Source organism: Koromonas humicola (assembly GCF_059726255.1).
Map to the genome: position 1 here is coordinate 3,026,470 of NZ_AP040873.1, position 15,392 is coordinate 3,041,861.

The window sequence follows — 15,392 nt, forward strand, 5'->3', positions numbered from 1 at the left end:
CTACCGTTTCTGTCCTATTCAGTCACAAACGAACACTTTAGTTCACAATGAGTGCTTCGTAACAGAAAAAACTTGTACCACTTGTTACTGACGTGTCGTTTAGGGAGGCACTATACATGCAGAAACTTTGTTACGTGGCGTTAGCCCTTTTCCTCTTACTGGGAGGGTTGACTCTACAGGCGCAAGAAGTAACTGCAACTATTGTTGGTTCAGTAAAGGACACTTCGGGCGCGGTTGTCCCGGGTGCTCAAATTACTGTGGTCAACACGGACCGAAATGAAGTAGAGCGCGCGATTACCACCAGCGATTCCGGTGACTTCGTGGCCACACTCCTGCCAATCGGTCATTATCGCGTAGAAGCCACCGCAAAATCGTTTAGCAAGGCGATTCTCCGTGGCATAGAACTCAACGTCAGCGATCGCTATACCGCGAACCTCGTTCTCCAGGTCGGCTCCGTCAACCAGGAGATCGTCGTTGAGGCCAATCCCCTTCAAGTCGAACTGCTGTCCCCGACCGCAACCGGTCTGCTCAGCGGCAACGAAATCCGTCAACTTTCACTGAACAACCGCAACTACGAACAGATGGTTGCCCTCATGCCCGGCGTCAGCTATGGCGGCGGCGATCAGCTCTATATCGGTACGACGAACCCTTCCGGTCAGGCCAACACGGTCAGCTTCTCCATCAACGGTGCGAGAAATAGCGCGAACAACTGGACAATTGACGGTTCGGACAACGTGGACCGCGGCTCCAACCTCACGCTGATCAACTATCCCTCGGTGGACGCCATTGCCGAGTTTAAGGTTCTGCGCGGCCTCTACAGCGCCGAGTACGGGCGCGGAGCCGGCCAGATCAACGTCATTACCCGTTCGGGTTCCGACCAGCTCCACGGATCGGCCTACGAATTCGTTCGTAATGACGCATTCAACGCCAATGACTACTTCCGTAAGCGCAGCACGAACAAGGCAATCAACTCCACCCCTGCCCAGCTGCGTTATAACAACTTCGGCTATACAGTGGGTGGCCCCGTTGTGCTTCCGCATCTTTACGATGGCCGACACAAGACGTTCTTCTTCTTCTCTCAGGAATATCGTCGCGTAATCAGCTATTCCAGCTATTCGGGAATCCTGTTACCTACAGCCTCCGAAAAGCAGGGCGTCATGGCGTACGACACGTGCGTCGCGTTTAATTCTGATGCGAAGCACACCTGCGCTACGAAGCTGCCCGCCGGAACCCCGATTACCTCTCTGACTTCTATCAACCCGATTGCTGCCGCCTATCTAAAGGATATTTGGGCGAATGCTCCCACTCCAGACGATTCGGTTTCGCATCAGTCGACCATGACCGGCCGCAATGTGTTCAACAATCGTCAGGATCTCGTTCGTATCGACCAGAACTTCGGAGCCAAGCTCTCGGTGTTCTTCCGCTACATCAACGATACGATCCCAACTGAAGAACCTTTCGGTCTGTTTGGCCCCAACAGCTATATACCCGGTGTGGCCAATAGCACGACAAAGTCGCCGGGACGGCAGTTTGCAGTCCGTGCCAACTACACACTGAGCAACAACCTTGTGCTAGAAGGCGGCTACAACTTCTCTCGGTCTTCGATCATTAGCACCATCAACGGAACGATGAACCCGGACAACTCCACCGATATCGCTTCGGCGGTAAAAAACGTTCTGCCGTACACCCCGAGTCTGAAGCGCATACCTAGCATTTCCGGCGCGTACGCGGCACTCGGCGGCTACGGACCTTACGAGGAGTACAACCGAAATCACGCAGGCTTCGGTAACCTGGCTTGGATTCATGGCAAGCACTCCGCCAAGTTCGGAGCGGTATGGAATAACTACAGCAAGACGGAAAATGCCGGGGCAAACAACTCTGGCACCTTCGCGTTTGACGCAACCGGCGCATACACGACGGGAGATAAGGTTGCCGACCCGTTGATTCGCAATGCGCAGTCATGGGTCAACTTCCTGACCGGACACGTTGCCACCTACAGTCAGGTTGCAATGGATCTGACACCCTACATCCGCGAGAAGCAGTTTGAAGTGTATGCTCAGGATGAATGGCGTCTGAGAGACCGCGTGACTCTGAGCTATGGCGTACGTTATAGCTACTTCCCTCAACCCTACAACAGCAACGACCAATACTTGTCCAACTTCGACCCACAGAGCTACAAGGCTGCCAACGCGGTCAAGATCGACCCCGCTACTGGCAACATTGTTGTGAACAGCGACGGAACTCCGACGCAAGGCTCACTTTACAACGGCTTGATCTTCGCTTCTGGCCCGATGAAGAACTCACGGTTCGGAGATAAGGTCGGCGAGTCCTCCAGTGGATTCTTCGCGCCTCGCGTTGGTGTTGCTTGGGATCCCTTTGGAACAGGCAAAACCGCAATCCGCACTGGATATGGCATGTTCGCCCAGCCAACTTTGGTCGGCATCTATGAGCAAGACATGTTCACGAATCCACCTTACTCAGCTGCACTGTCCATTCCATGGACGTCGATGAGTAATCCGGGTGGGGGCGCCGCCGCAGTTTCGGCTTCGCCAAAGGCTCTGCGTGGAGTTCCCGTTACGGGCACCATGCCTTACACCCAGCAGTGGAGTTTCGACGTACAGCAGCAGTTACCGGGCAACACCCTGTTTGATGTGGGCTACTACGGGTCCAAGGATACGCACCTCATCGGTATCGTTGACTTGAACCAGCCGAAACCGGGTGCCTACGTCACTGCCGGGATCAGCAGCTCTCCGCTGACCTCCTTAAACGTTAATCGCATCAATGCCATTCGCCCCTACTTGGGATACGGCTCCATCAACACTATTCGTCCCTGGTTTGGTGGCAACTATCACTCACTGCAGGCCTCGTTGGAAAAACGCTTCAAGGGCGCGTCAATCGTCAAGGGCAACTACACTTGGTCTCACGGTTTGACCGACTCGATGAGCGATCGCTCCAATGCTCCTGCCAACGTTTACAACATCCACCAGAATTATGGTCCCACCCTGCTCGACCGTCGTCATGTATTCACCGGCACCTACATTTACGACATCCCCTTCCTGCACTCGCAGAAGGGAGTTGTAGGCAAGGTGCTTGGTGGTTGGCAAACTTCGGGCGTTGTCTCCGTTGCTACGGGACTTCCCATGAACATCAGTGGAAACATTCCGACCGGTGGTACCAGTTCGGTGGATGCCGCCGGACAGGGTTGCATCGTCTCGGCCAGCAGCTGTCCGATTCGTCCGAACATGGTCGGCAATCCGAACTCGGGCGGTGCGCGTTCTGTGAAGCAGTGGTTTAACACTGCCGCTTTCCAGGCAAACACCACTCCGGGTCAAGTCAGCACCAGTCCGTCGGGAGCTATCATCGGTCCTGGCTTCTGGCGTGTCGATATGTCACTGTTCAAGACCTTCAAGTTCACCGAAAGCACGAACCTTGAGTTCCGCTTCGAGACCTTCAATGTCTTGAACCATGAAAACTTCAACACAGTGAACGCGTCGTTCGGTAACTCACTGTTTGGACAGGTAACCGGATCGCGTGACCCCCGCCAAATCCAGCTAGGTGCGAAACTGCACTTCTAGTTGTTTGGTTACACACGCGTCTTAAACTTAAAGGAGAGGCAGCGGAGTTCATCCCGCTGCCTTTTGTCATTTTCCGCAAATTTAGACATGCCAGTTCTAGTCGCGGAACTGAGTCGCCGTAAGTTTGCCTTCCAGCCATGTTCGCCGGTGTTCAAATGTGTGTCGTTTGCCCATCACGCATCGAGTACACTAGCCTGTCTTGATCCGAGGTCAAGGAGAGTGCGTTTAATGGACGAGGCCGCCCTAGCAACAGAGGTTATCGCCGAAATCGCTGCCGTAAAACGGATTCCCTCAGAGAAGATCACGCTCGACAGTACGTTCGACGAACTTGAAATGGATAGCCTGGATGCTATGAATCTGCTCTTCGCCCTTGAAGAGCGGTATGGGGTCTCGATTCCAGACGAAGCCGCTTACTCGATCAAAGGCGTCCGCACGGCGGTGGCTGAATTACAGAAGGTGCTGGCGGAAAAAGCCGGGGCACAGGGTCAATGATGCTGTTCTGAGGGTGAACACCTGCATGAACGAATCTCGCCGCGTCGTGATCACCGGGACGGGCATTCTGTGCGCCTTGGGCACCACGGCTTCCGAGTGCTGGAAAGCGCTGTGCAATGGGCGCTCGGGAATTGCGCCAGTCCAATCGGTTGACATGCGAGGGTTGCGCTTTCAGAACGGTGCCGAGGTCCGCGATTTCCGATCAGAAGATTATTTCGAACCGGCGCGGTGCGACCTGATAGATCGTTTTGCGCAGTTCGCAATTGTTGCCGCGCGCGAGGCCGTTTGCAGTGCCGGGTTTGATGTGGCGAGCGATCTCCCATTCGGCGACACCAGTTCTCAAGTAGCCGTCATAACGGGAACATCCATGGGGGGCCAAACGAGTCTCGATCGCGGCTTCGCGGCGATCTACAAAGAGGGCCGTTCTCGCCCTCACCCTTTTACCATTCCGCTCACGATGTACAACGCAGGCGCAAGCCACATTTCCATGGAACTGGGTACGACCGGGCCGACCTTCACCATCTCCACTGCCTGTGCCTCGGCATCCCACGCGATTGGGCAGGCATTCTGGATGGTGCGCTCTGGGGCTGTGAAGGTAGCCATTTGCGGGGGCAGTGATGCTCCGTTTAGTCCGGGAATTCTGCGTGCGTGGGAGGCGATGCGCGTGGTGAGTCCTGATGTGTGCCGACCCTTTTCTCGTGACCGCCGGGGACTCACTCTCGGCGAAGGTGCAGCCATGGTCGTACTTGAACCGCTCGAGTCGGCATTGGCCCGCGGAGCGCACATTCTAGGCGAGATCATTGGATTCGGCATGTCCTCCGATGCGGGACATCTCACACAACCGAATGTTGACGGCCCGGCCAGCGCGATATCTGCAGCGCTCCACGATGCTGGCATCTCACCCGAAGTGATTGGCTACATCAATGCTCATGGAACTGGCACATCCGCAAACGATGCCACGGAAACGCAGGCAATCCGACGGGTGTTCGGGGCGCACGCTGAGTCGCTCGCCGTAAGTTCAACTAAATCCATGCACGGACATGCGCTGGGTGCCGCCGGGGCGTTGGAAGCATTCGCGACACTGATGGCTTTGCGGGAGGGAGTGCTTCCGCCGACCATCAGCTTCAACGAGCCCGATCCAGATTGCAACCTCGACATTGTTCCCAACATCGCACGCCATAAGCAGGTCGAGTATGCCCTATCAAACTCGTTCGCCTTTGGAGGGTTGAACGCAGTATTGGCGTTTCGACGATGGGACGATCAGGAGGCATTTTGAAGCGGGTTCCGCAGCGCGAGGTGCTGGACGGAGACACTGAAACACAGGAAGCAGTTCTCGAATCGTTGCGCGACCTGCGCATGGTCAATCGCTGGTTCGGCGGAGTCAGAACCACCACCAATCTTCTCCGACGAGCGTTAAAAGCCTCTCACTTGCGTTCTGCCTCCGTGCTCGATGTTGCTTCGGCAGATGGATACGTAATCACTCGGGCCTCAGAACGCCTGAAGCGAGAAGGGCTTGATATACGGCCCGTATGCCTTGATCGTCGTGGACTTCACCGTGAAGCACATTGTTGCGAGCAAACTGTCGTAGGTGACGCGCTTGATCTGGCGTTCCCTCCCTCGACCTTTGATTTCGTGACCTGTGGACTGTTTGTACACCATCTCTCTCCTGACGAGGTCATCCAGTTCGTAAATGGCGCGCTCGCTGTTGCGCGCCACGCGGTAATAATCAACGACCTTCGGCGTAGCCCTATTCACCTTGCGCTTGTTTATGCAGGCACTCCGCTATTCCGAAGCCACATCTCTCTTTACGATTCGGTGGCTTCAGTGCGGCAGGCCTATACTCCGAAGGAATTACGTGAGCTGCTGATCAAAACCAATGCCTCAAGGTTCGAAATGTGCACGAATTACCTGTATCGCATGGGAGCCATCCTCTATAAGTAAAAACGCAAGAGTCCATGGTTATCTAAGAGTCTTCCGCCCCAGTTTTCCTCACCTGTCCCGTTTAAAATTGATTCACATGTCTGAACTGAAAACTCTTTCCCCCGAAATTCTCCTACATATCTCGCAGACGATCGACGTCCCCATGCACGGACTGGTCGCTGTCATCGAACTGCTCGACGGTGGCGGTACGGTGCCGTTCATTGCCCGGTATCGCAAAGAGGCCACCGGCAATCTTGACGAAGTAAAAGTCCGCGAGATCGAAGAGCAGCTTGCTTATTTCCGCGACCTTGTCGCTCGCCGCGAAACCATCCTGAAGTCCATCGAGGAACAGGGCAAGCTCAGCGATGAGTTAAAAGCGCGCATCGAAAAGACATTTGATAAGAGCGAGCTTGAAGACCTGTATCTCCCGTACAAGCCGAAGCGCCGCACCAAGGCGACCATTGCGCGCGAAAAGGGACTGGAACCGCTGGCCAACTATCTGTGGGCGCAGCAACCGGCAGAGCTTCCGCTGAATGAATATGCAGCAACCTTTGTGAGTGAAGAAAAAGGTGTCGCCAACATCGACGAGGCTCTCGAAGGAGCCCGGCACATCGTTGCTGAAATGATTAGCGAAGACGCCGACCTGCGCAAAGCGCTGCGTCAACTCATGCTGGACGAAGGCATCGTGAGTAGCCGCAAGGCGACCGACGCCGTCGATGAGCAAGAGAAGTTCAAGATGTACTACGAGTACCGCGAGCCGGCCAAAACCATCCCTTCCCACCGAATGCTGGCCATTCGTCGCGGCGAAGCCGAAAACATCTTGTTCTTCCTTCTTGAACTCGATGCCGAGCGGGCTCTTGGACTAATCTCGTCGCACGTGTTGCGCACCACAGGCGATTGGACTCCGCAGTTGACGCTTGCGATAGAAGATGCATGGAACCGCCTGCTCAACTCATCCATCCAGGGTGAAATTCGCCTCGAGCTTAAGAAGCGTTCGGATGCTGACGCTATCGCCGTTTTCCGCGAAAACCTGCACAACCTGTTGCTCTCGCCACCTGCCGGACCTATCTCAGTGCTCGGCATCGATCCCGGCCTGCGTACGGGATGCAAACTCGCGGTTGTGGATGAGACTGGAAAATTCCTGGATCACGATGTGATGTATCCGTTCACATCGAAAGACGGACCGCAACAAGCCGCAAAAGTTCTTGAGCGGTTACTCTCGAAACACAATATCCGAGCAATCGCGATCGGCAACGGAACAGCCGGGAGAGAAACTGACCAGTTGGTGCGCGATTTCCTGCGGGAGCACAATCTCGACAAGGTCTTTGCCGTCACGGTGAGTGAGAGTGGCGCCAGCGTATATTCCGCTTCCGACCTTGCCCGTCAGGAGTTCCCGGATCTTGACCTTACGGTGCGCGGAGCTATCAGCATTGCTCGCCGTCTACAGGATCCTCTGTCCGAACTCGTCAAGGTGGATCCGAAATCCATTGGAGTCGGCCAGTATCAACACGACGTGGATCAGCGCAACCTTCAGCAGTCACTCGAAGCGGTCATCGAAAGCTGCGTAAACCGCGTCGGCGTCGATCTAAATACATCTTCATGGACATTGTTGCGCTACGTCGCCGGAGTGACCGAACGCACGGCGGTTAACATTGTGAAGTACCGCGATGAAAATGGGCGTTTCCACTCGCGGGCACAACTGATGAGCGTTCCCGGCGTAGGTCCGAAGACGTTCGAGCAGGCTGCAGGATTCCTGCGTATCCGTGATGGCGAAAACCCGCTCGACATGACCGCTGTGCACCCGGAGTCCTATCCAGTCGTCGAGCAGATTGCCAACAACCTCAACACCCCGATACCTGAGCTGATCCGCCGCCCCGAGTTGCTGGAGAAGGTGAACCGCGATCAATTAACGGTGGGAACGTTCACGCTGAACGACATTCTTGAGGAATTGAAAAAGCCGGGACGAGATCCTCGAGACAAGTTCGTGGCACCCAGCTTCGCCGAGAGCGTGCGTGAAATCTCAGACGTGCAGCCCGGCATGGTGCTCGAAGGCGTCGTGACCAATGTTACGAAGTTCGGAGCATTTGTAGATATTGGCGTCCACCAGGATGGATTGGTTCACATCAGTGAGCTTTCCAATCGCTACATGAAGGATCCGAATGAGGCTGTGAAGGTCGGCCAGATCGTAAAAGTGAAGGTGTTGAGCGCCGATGCAAAAACAAAACGCATTGCGCTTTCCATGAAGGCACTGATGGAACCCGCTCCACGTCCGCAAAAGGGCCAGAACAAACCACAGCAGAAGGATCCGCTCAGTATGGAGCAGAAGCTATCGATGCTTTCCTCCAAATGGAAAGTACGGTAGGCACAGTAAAGGGAGCCGACCGGCTCCCTTTTTTGATCTGAAATCTGCACCCGCGCGCTTTGCTCTAGTGAAGGGTGAGCCATATGCGGGCCAGGCTGATAAGGGCGATACTCACACCAAAAAGGAAGAACAGGTTGTGGGCTGTCCGCTTCGATAGCGGGGCGGGCATCGGCACACCCCTTTGACGGAATGCGGAAAAGAGCGCCAGGTCCTGCTCGCGGATGAAGTCTGCTAATTGCACGTGAAACAGAGCAATGGTGAGACCGACAAGGACGCGAGTAAATTCCATTAACATGGTACAAATACTATGTCGCGTGATGCTTGCGGGCCATCCGGCAAAGTCCTTAAGAAAAGCCTCACAAAACACTGTTCGCCTGACGTGCTAATATTTTCACTTCAATAGCTTTACCTCAAAAAATGCCAACTGATCTTCAAAAGCTCGTTCAACTGCAGGAAATCGATGGCGAGATTACGCGACTGAGCGCGCGGCTAGCTACGGTTCCCAAGACGCTCGCCCGCATCGATGCTCAATTGGCCACCGCTCGCAAACGGGTAGAAGATGCCCGTGCAGCGATAAAGGCTGGAGAGGCAAGCAAGCGCAAGTACGAGCAGGAAATTCAATCCTTAAACGATCAGATCATCAAGTTTCGAAGCCAGTCTTCCAGTGTCAAGAACAACGAACAGTACAAGGCATTGCTCTCCGAAATAGCTCACGCGGAAGGCGAAATCTCGGCCTATGAAGAGAAGATCATTGACGTCATGGTCAAGGCCGACTCGATTCAGGCGGAATTGACAGCTGCAGAGTCTTCCCTGAAGACAGAGTCCACGGAGATCGAGCGCCAGAAATCCGAGGCCGAGAAAGCCTCTGAGGCAGACCGCTCAGCACTTGAAGCTGCGCAGTCGAAGGCTGATGTGCTGCGAAAAGAGATCGATGACTCCTTGCGCGCGACTTACGACCGCATTCACAAGTCCCGCGGATTCGCTATGGCCGAGGTCGTCGAGCATCGTTGTAATGCCTGCCAGTTCATGCTGCGCCCACAGGTTGTTTCCAATGTGCGTGCGGCGCAGGACATGGTTACCTGCGATTCGTGCGGAAGAATTCTGTACTACGTTCCGGAGCACAATATTAAAACCGCTGCGGCAAATGCTTCAGGCATTGCCCACCAAGCCGAACGCGAGTGGATGTTTGTGCCCTCAATGGGCGAGCAGGGTGCTTTCGTCGTATTCATAAATCACAAGGGCAATGCAAGTATGAAGGCCTACGATGCGACGACCGGCAGGGTGATTTCGCGTCGTGTTGAAAAGAACGCAAACTTCCAGAGTATCTTTGCCCACGAGATTCAAGGCGCCCGCAACCTCTTCGTTGACGAAGCGAACCTCGACGAGAAATACAAGGAAGAATTGCCGCCTGAAGTACTCGACGATCTTCGTCATCAACTGCCCAAGTCATAGTCCGCGAGCCTAGTGCTCCCGAGTACCTATAATTCGCGATGAAGTCTCAGAAAAAATCTTCTACCGCCCCGGTTGCGCGGGTAATTGTCAATGCGCACGCTGTATCTCGCCTCCGCTCCGGGCATCCCTGGATCTTCAAGTCGGACATAGAACGCGTTGAGCTGGCGTCGCCCGGTGCCCTCGTTCGTGTCGAAGACCAGCGCGGAAAGCCGTACGGATCAGCGCTCTATAGCTCTCGCTCTCAGATAGCCTTGCGGATGATCGCGCCTAATCCTGTGGAACCCGACAAATATCCAGACATGCTGCGCTACCGGATACGTCAGGCTATTGCGTACCGCGCTCGTGTTGTCCACGATTCAGATGCATTCCGCGTTCTTTTTAGCGAAGCGGACATCACTCCTGGGCTCATCGTGGACAAATACAACGACGTGATCAGTTTCCAGGTACAGACGCAGGCAATGGATGCGCCATTCGCTCGCGAAATTCTGATCGAAGAGCTCAAAGAGGCATATAAGCCCGCGACAATTCTTGAGCGAGTCGATCCGCGTATCCGAGAACTTGAAGGGCTAGAACCGCGCGAGGACCAGGTTGCGTACTCGCGACTGAAAAAGCCTAAGACTGCGACTCAGATCCACATGAACGGTCTCGCATTTCGTTACGACGGCAGTGCGGGACAAAAGACCGGGGCATTCCTCGACCAACGAGAGAACTACGCCGCCGCTGAGCGTTATGCCCACGGAAATGCTCTTGAAGTCTGTACGTATCAGGGTGGATTCTCACTCCATCTCAATCGCACCTGCGACCATGTAACGGCTGTCGATATCTCGTCTGAAGCCTTGGCTGTTGCCGAGCAAAACAGAGAGCTCAACGAACAAAAGCCAATTGAGTTCATCGAGGCTGACGCCTTTGAGTTGATGCGTCAGTATGCCGATGCAGATCGACGCTACGAGACTATCGTGCTCGACCCTCCGGCCTTTGCCAAATCCAAGAAAAACGCAGAGGATGCAGTGCGCGGCTACAAGGAACTGAACCTGCGCGCACTCAAGATGCTGCGTAACGGCGGAGCACTCATCACCTGTTCCTGCTCGTTCCATGTCAGCGAGCAGGACTTTCTCTCCATGCTCTCCTCAGCCGCTCTCGATGCACGCCGAAACCTGCACATCACCGAAAAGCGCATGCAGGCAGTGGATCATCCGGTTCTGCTCAACGTTCCAGAAACTTATTACCTGAAATGCATGATCTGCTCTGTGTTTTAGCACGCAAATAAAGGCCGCCATTGAAGGCGGCCTCCGCTTCTGTGCTTTGTTTAGGCATCGGAAGCGCAACGGCGATCTTAGTCAGGTTGACTACCCGATGCGAGCATGACGGCCATGCCGCCCCTTATGCATCTGCTGCAGCTTGTTCATCTGGTCAGGACTCAGAATCGTCGACAACTGCGTCTTTGTGTTCTCGCGAATTTGTGTGAGCTGCGCCAATTTCTGATCGTTGTTGAGTGACTTGTTTTCCAACACAGCCTGTCGCTGCTGATGCGCCATCTGGAAAACCTGCTTCATCTTGCTCTGCTGGTCGGCATTCAATCCAAGCTTCTCGGCAAAGCGTTGCTTTGCGGCCTCACGACGGCTTCCGAAGGCAGCCTGCTGCTCTGGCGTCAAAACCGACTTCATCTGTTCGCGCGTGCTGGCACGGAGTTCCTTCAGCTTGGCCTGCTTCTGTTCCTCATTCAGCAACTGATCATGACGAATTACTGCCGCCTGATCGCGTGCTGACATGCGCATGTCCATCAGTTTTTGTTTCTGCTCCTGGCTCAACTGGAGCTTCCCCGTTGAAGGAGTGCCCTGGACTGACCCTTCCGGGGGCGGCGTTGTCGGCTGTTGTGCGAACAATGCGCCACCGATCATAGTCATTCCCAATAGCAATACCGAGGTCTTCATCCAATCACGATTCATATCTCATTCTCTCCACTCTGCGACCTAAGCACTTTTTGGAACTTCGTGCCGGTACCAGACGAAACCCCTAAGAGCGGTACTAGTTGCGTAAAGAAATGCAACACAATGTTCCGCAACATCTGCGCTGTTGATGGGTTTTTCCTAGACTGGAAGGCCTGCCTGTGCTGCAATTAAAGGGATCCTCTTATGCGAAGTGAAGTTCTAGAAATTTCCCGAGGCCTCTCGCCAGTTCCCGTCGGCGATCTCAAAGTCCCCGTCCTGCGCCCGGACGAAACCGTCGCGTTTTCACTCGTGGTTCCCACGTTCAACGAACGCCATAACCTTGCCGAGATTATCGCGCTTCTGAAACCTGCAATCGAATCGCAGGTTGGTGACTCCTACGAGATCATCGTCGTTGATGACAACAGCCCGGATGGAACCTGGCAGCTCGCAGCGGAACTTGCTTCACAGGATCCCCACATCGTTGCGATTAGACGGACCGAGGAACGCGGCCTTGCAACGGCAGTAGTGCGCGGCTGGCAGGCATCGCGAGGAAGACTTCTCGGCGTGATCGACGCCGATCTGCAGCACCCGCCGGAGGTAACTGCCAACCTGATTGCCGCGATCAGCGATGGTGCCGACTTGGCAGTCGCGAGCCGCGATGCTGAAGGTGGAGGCACGAGCGATTGGAGTGTTCTGCGCCTGATGATCTCGCGGGGTTCACGCGCATTGGGCAGGATTCTGTTGCCGGGCGCATTGAGTTCAGTGTCTGACCCGATGACGGGATTCTTCGTTGTCCGGCGCACCGCACTGCAGAACGTTGCTATGTCGCCATGCGGCTACAAGATTCTCGTTGAGGTATTGGCGCGTGCGCACCCGAAGAATGTCGTAGAGGTGGGATATGTCTTTCGTTCGCGTCAGCGCGATGAGAGCAAAGCCTCGATCAAGGTCTTCTTCGAGTATGTGCAGCATCTGTTCCGGCTGCGGGCCAGTGTTCGCACTGTGAGCAACTAGCTAGCAGCAGAATTTAGGAGCCGCACTCCGCGACTCAATATAATCACAATTCAGCTATTACTGTGGCTCCGGATCAGTTTGCTTTGTGGTACTTGCGCTCTTCTCGCGTGAGTGTGCCGCAGCCGGAGCCTCACTCTTTGTCACCGACTCTTTGCTCGGCGCAGGCGCGTCTTTCTTCACTGGCATTTGCAAGGTGTGAACCACCGACGGATCGTCCCTAAGCTTCACGTACAAGGTCTTTCCCTTGGGCCGAGGAACTTCGACCTTCAGGTCCATCGCATTCTCGCTGACTTCTGTCGCATGCTGGAACTGCGAGTCGGACGCAACCGCCTGTAGTAGAAACAGGTTCGTGCCACTCAGGGTACACGGTTCGTCTTGGACCGCCGGGCAATGTAGCTCGCCCAGTTCCGGCAAGCGCACTAGGGTTACGAGCGGCTGCCAGTCGCCCTTCGCACCATCGCCCGCAATCGGGCGGAACCTCAATGTACCAAATGACGACGCACCGAAGGTCTTGGGGATCTCCAACGTCGCCATAACGGTGTGTGCGTTTTGGCGGATCACTCCGCCATTCTCAAGGCTCAACTCGGTGTGATAGAAGCCATCCGTACTTGCAACTTCTACCTTCTCTGCCTTGTCGAACGTGCTAGGCTGTTCCGACTTCAGCCGGAAGTGCAACTTTGCGTCCACCGGCAAGTCGTCTTCGCTGTCGAGATGAATTGGCGATGCGGCTGGCTCGATAACCTTGCTCATGAGAGATAGTTTTGGACGTGCCGGCAAGACATTTCCGCGAAGTTCCAACACGCGTCCATCCTTCAGCTGCACATGCGTTGTGAGCGACTGCCGCTCTTTCAGCGAGAGCTTTTCAGGCTTTTCCGCCGCCATCGGCAAGCCTTCTGGAGCGTCGGAACCAGCAGCCGTCCAGCGCATTCCCGCAGCGTCGAGCGAAACCACCTGATCTAGGCAGGTTCCTTTCAAAATTCCCTGGCTGTCACCCGCGTGTATTGCGAACTGATCCAATCGACATGCCTCCTCATATACCCGCAACGGCACATCGGTTGGCTTCTCAACTCCGTATTGCTTTATGACTAGCGCGCTTTCTCCAGCCGGGAAACGAGAGAGGGGCAGTTGTACCTCAAGGTCTTTCCCTATCGACTTCCACTCGGCCTTCTTTACCTCGCCTTTCGCACCGCGGAAATCGACGTTCTCTACGCACACACTGTTTTCCGAGTGCACATGCAGCGACCTGTCGTGTCCGGCGATAGAGGATGTCTTCTCTTCCTCAGGAATCACCCAAACGGCAGAAGAATCGGATCGCTGTAGCTTGTAAGTCGGTCCCTCGAACGGCTCAAATCCCCACTGCCCATGGACCCGTCCTTCAAACGAATATGACATCCAGCTCAGATCAGGAATTTGCCCGGTCGGAACAAACCCGCCAAGCAGCGCATTCGCCGTCACGGGAATCTCGACCGACTTTCCGTCCTTGTTTTCCAAATGAAGAGTCAGATGATGTGCCAAGTCGGAAGAAAACACCAGTGGCGCGCCCTCGGCCCCCATCACCAGCTTGGGATTCTGAACGCAGTACGTCATGTCGGTAGGAACAGCTTGCAGCAGCGGTTTGACTGCCTGCTGCACGACCGGAAGCCCAATCACGATTACCGACTGTGGTTTATGGAACGACGGAGGATAGTTCAGCCGCAAGTGCAGTTCATCGCCCTGCGGTAGGGCAAGCGCGGAAATGTACTGATACTTGGCCGTGTGCAGGTTTTCCATCAACCTTGCCAGATCGACCACCACACCCACATACGGACTGTATGCGCCACCGCCAGCGACTCGCGTCGTACTAATTGCTCCTAATAGATCCGATCCGGCGCCCTGCGTCAAGGTGGAAACCATTGACTGCCCATGGCCGTCATCGAGCACAAGCTGATCACTGTTCTGCATCAGACATGATGCCTGTTGCAAGCTCGGCTTGGTAAAACACTGTTCGTCGACCTTGATGCTCAAGCTGCGCGCCAGCGTCAGTGCGCGGTCATGCAGGAGCTTGGAGTCGAAATCGTTCGACTCGCGAATGGCAGCCAGATACTTGTCCAGTCGCGCTCGGTTCAAGCTGGCGAGTTGAAGATCCTGAGCGGCTCGGACGAAAGCGCCAGGCTTGCCCTGCACGGCGGATCTCAAGGTGCTGAAGTCACCGCCGGTCTGAGGTGCCAGAAAGATCAGCGCCTGCTGCGCATCTTTGGGCACCGTCACTACGGTTCCCTCCTGGCGCACGTTCTTGCTCCAGGTCTCAATGCGTGTAAACCATTCATCAGGAGGAGGATTCGTGGCGCCACGCAGGAAGGCGACGACCATCAGGTATCGTGCCCGTTGATCGTCGGGCAGCATGGGATGGATCCACAGGCGATCTCCGGCGAGCAGGTTCGGAACTTCGGCAATCGGCAGCGTCTTGCCCGCGCGTGTTACCGTAACTTCCACCCGCGGCCCGATCAGATCGAATGCGCCCGCATCTGCCCAAGCCAATCCTGGCAGCAGAACCAGCGCAATCCCGATTAGCCAATGTTTCAGACCCGACAACCTGTGAAATTCCTCCATGTTCCTATCATATTCCGAGCTGTGGGTTTGCACTTACCCCCGAACCAAATTCATATAGATTGA

At 55.1% G+C, this 15,392-nt stretch carries 10 protein-coding genes; 8 read left to right on the top strand and 2 right to left on the bottom strand.

Translation table 11 applies throughout. The features are described from left to right. Positions 1-116: 116 nt before the first annotated feature. From AC6IZD_RS13185 to AC6IZD_RS13215, 7 genes are all read left to right on the top strand, one after another. On the top strand, positions 117-3,575 hold the full coding sequence (locus AC6IZD_RS13185; RefSeq protein ID WP_497783777.1) for a TonB-dependent receptor: 3,459 nt from the start codon (positions 117-119) through the stop codon (positions 3,573-3,575). A gap of 228 nt (positions 3,576-3,803) precedes the next feature. After that, positions 3,804-4,067, top strand: a complete 264-nt coding sequence (locus tag AC6IZD_RS13190) for an acyl carrier protein (RefSeq protein WP_497783778.1) — start codon at positions 3,804-3,806, stop codon at positions 4,065-4,067. A gap of 25 nt (positions 4,068-4,092) precedes the next feature. After that, the gene (locus AC6IZD_RS13195; protein ID WP_497783779.1) at positions 4,093-5,343 is read left to right on the top strand and encodes a beta-ketoacyl-[acyl-carrier-protein] synthase family protein; all 1,251 of its coding nucleotides are present in this window, start codon (positions 4,093-4,095) and stop codon (positions 5,341-5,343) included. Further along, positions 5,319-6,008: a methyltransferase domain-containing protein gene (locus AC6IZD_RS13200; protein ID WP_497783780.1), complete on the top strand. Its 690-nt coding sequence runs from the start codon at positions 5,319-5,321 to the stop codon at positions 6,006-6,008. Before AC6IZD_RS13195 ends, AC6IZD_RS13200 begins: the two co-directional genes overlap by 25 nt. Before the next feature lie 76 nt (positions 6,009-6,084). Next, the gene (locus tag AC6IZD_RS13205; protein ID WP_497783781.1) at positions 6,085-8,349 is read left to right on the top strand and encodes a Tex family protein; all 2,265 of its coding nucleotides are present in this window, start codon (positions 6,085-6,087) and stop codon (positions 8,347-8,349) included. Positions 8,350-8,766: 417 nt separating this feature from the next. Next, positions 8,767-9,801, top strand: a complete 1,035-nt coding sequence (locus tag AC6IZD_RS13210; protein ID WP_497783782.1) for a zinc ribbon domain-containing protein — start codon at positions 8,767-8,769, stop codon at positions 9,799-9,801. 38 nt (positions 9,802-9,839) lie between these two features. Then, positions 9,840-11,057 (top strand): class I SAM-dependent rRNA methyltransferase, encoded by a 1,218-nt coding sequence (locus tag AC6IZD_RS13215; protein WP_497783783.1) that lies wholly within the window; start codon positions 9,840-9,842, stop codon positions 11,055-11,057. A gap of 90 nt (positions 11,058-11,147) precedes the next feature. Here AC6IZD_RS13215 and AC6IZD_RS13220 read toward each other — a convergent pair whose 3' ends face one another. Continuing rightward, entirely contained in the window at positions 11,148-11,747 is a 600-nt protein-coding gene (locus tag AC6IZD_RS13220) for a hypothetical protein (RefSeq protein WP_497783784.1), read from the bottom strand. A gap of 186 nt (positions 11,748-11,933) precedes the next feature. On the opposite strand from AC6IZD_RS13220, the gene AC6IZD_RS13225 reads away from it, so the two are divergent. Then, positions 11,934-12,740 carry a polyprenol monophosphomannose synthase gene (locus tag AC6IZD_RS13225; RefSeq protein ID WP_497783785.1) on the top strand — a complete coding sequence of 269 codons (807 nt, stop codon included), beginning with the start codon at positions 11,934-11,936 and terminating at the stop codon, positions 12,738-12,740. A 57-nt stretch (positions 12,741-12,797) separates the two neighbouring features. Here the strand turns inward: AC6IZD_RS13225 and AC6IZD_RS13230 are convergent, their stop codons facing one another. Next, positions 12,798-15,311: a hypothetical protein gene (locus tag AC6IZD_RS13230; protein ID WP_497783786.1), complete on the bottom strand. Its 2,514-nt coding sequence runs from the start codon at positions 15,309-15,311 to the stop codon at positions 12,798-12,800. Positions 15,312-15,392: the final 81 nt, after the last annotated feature.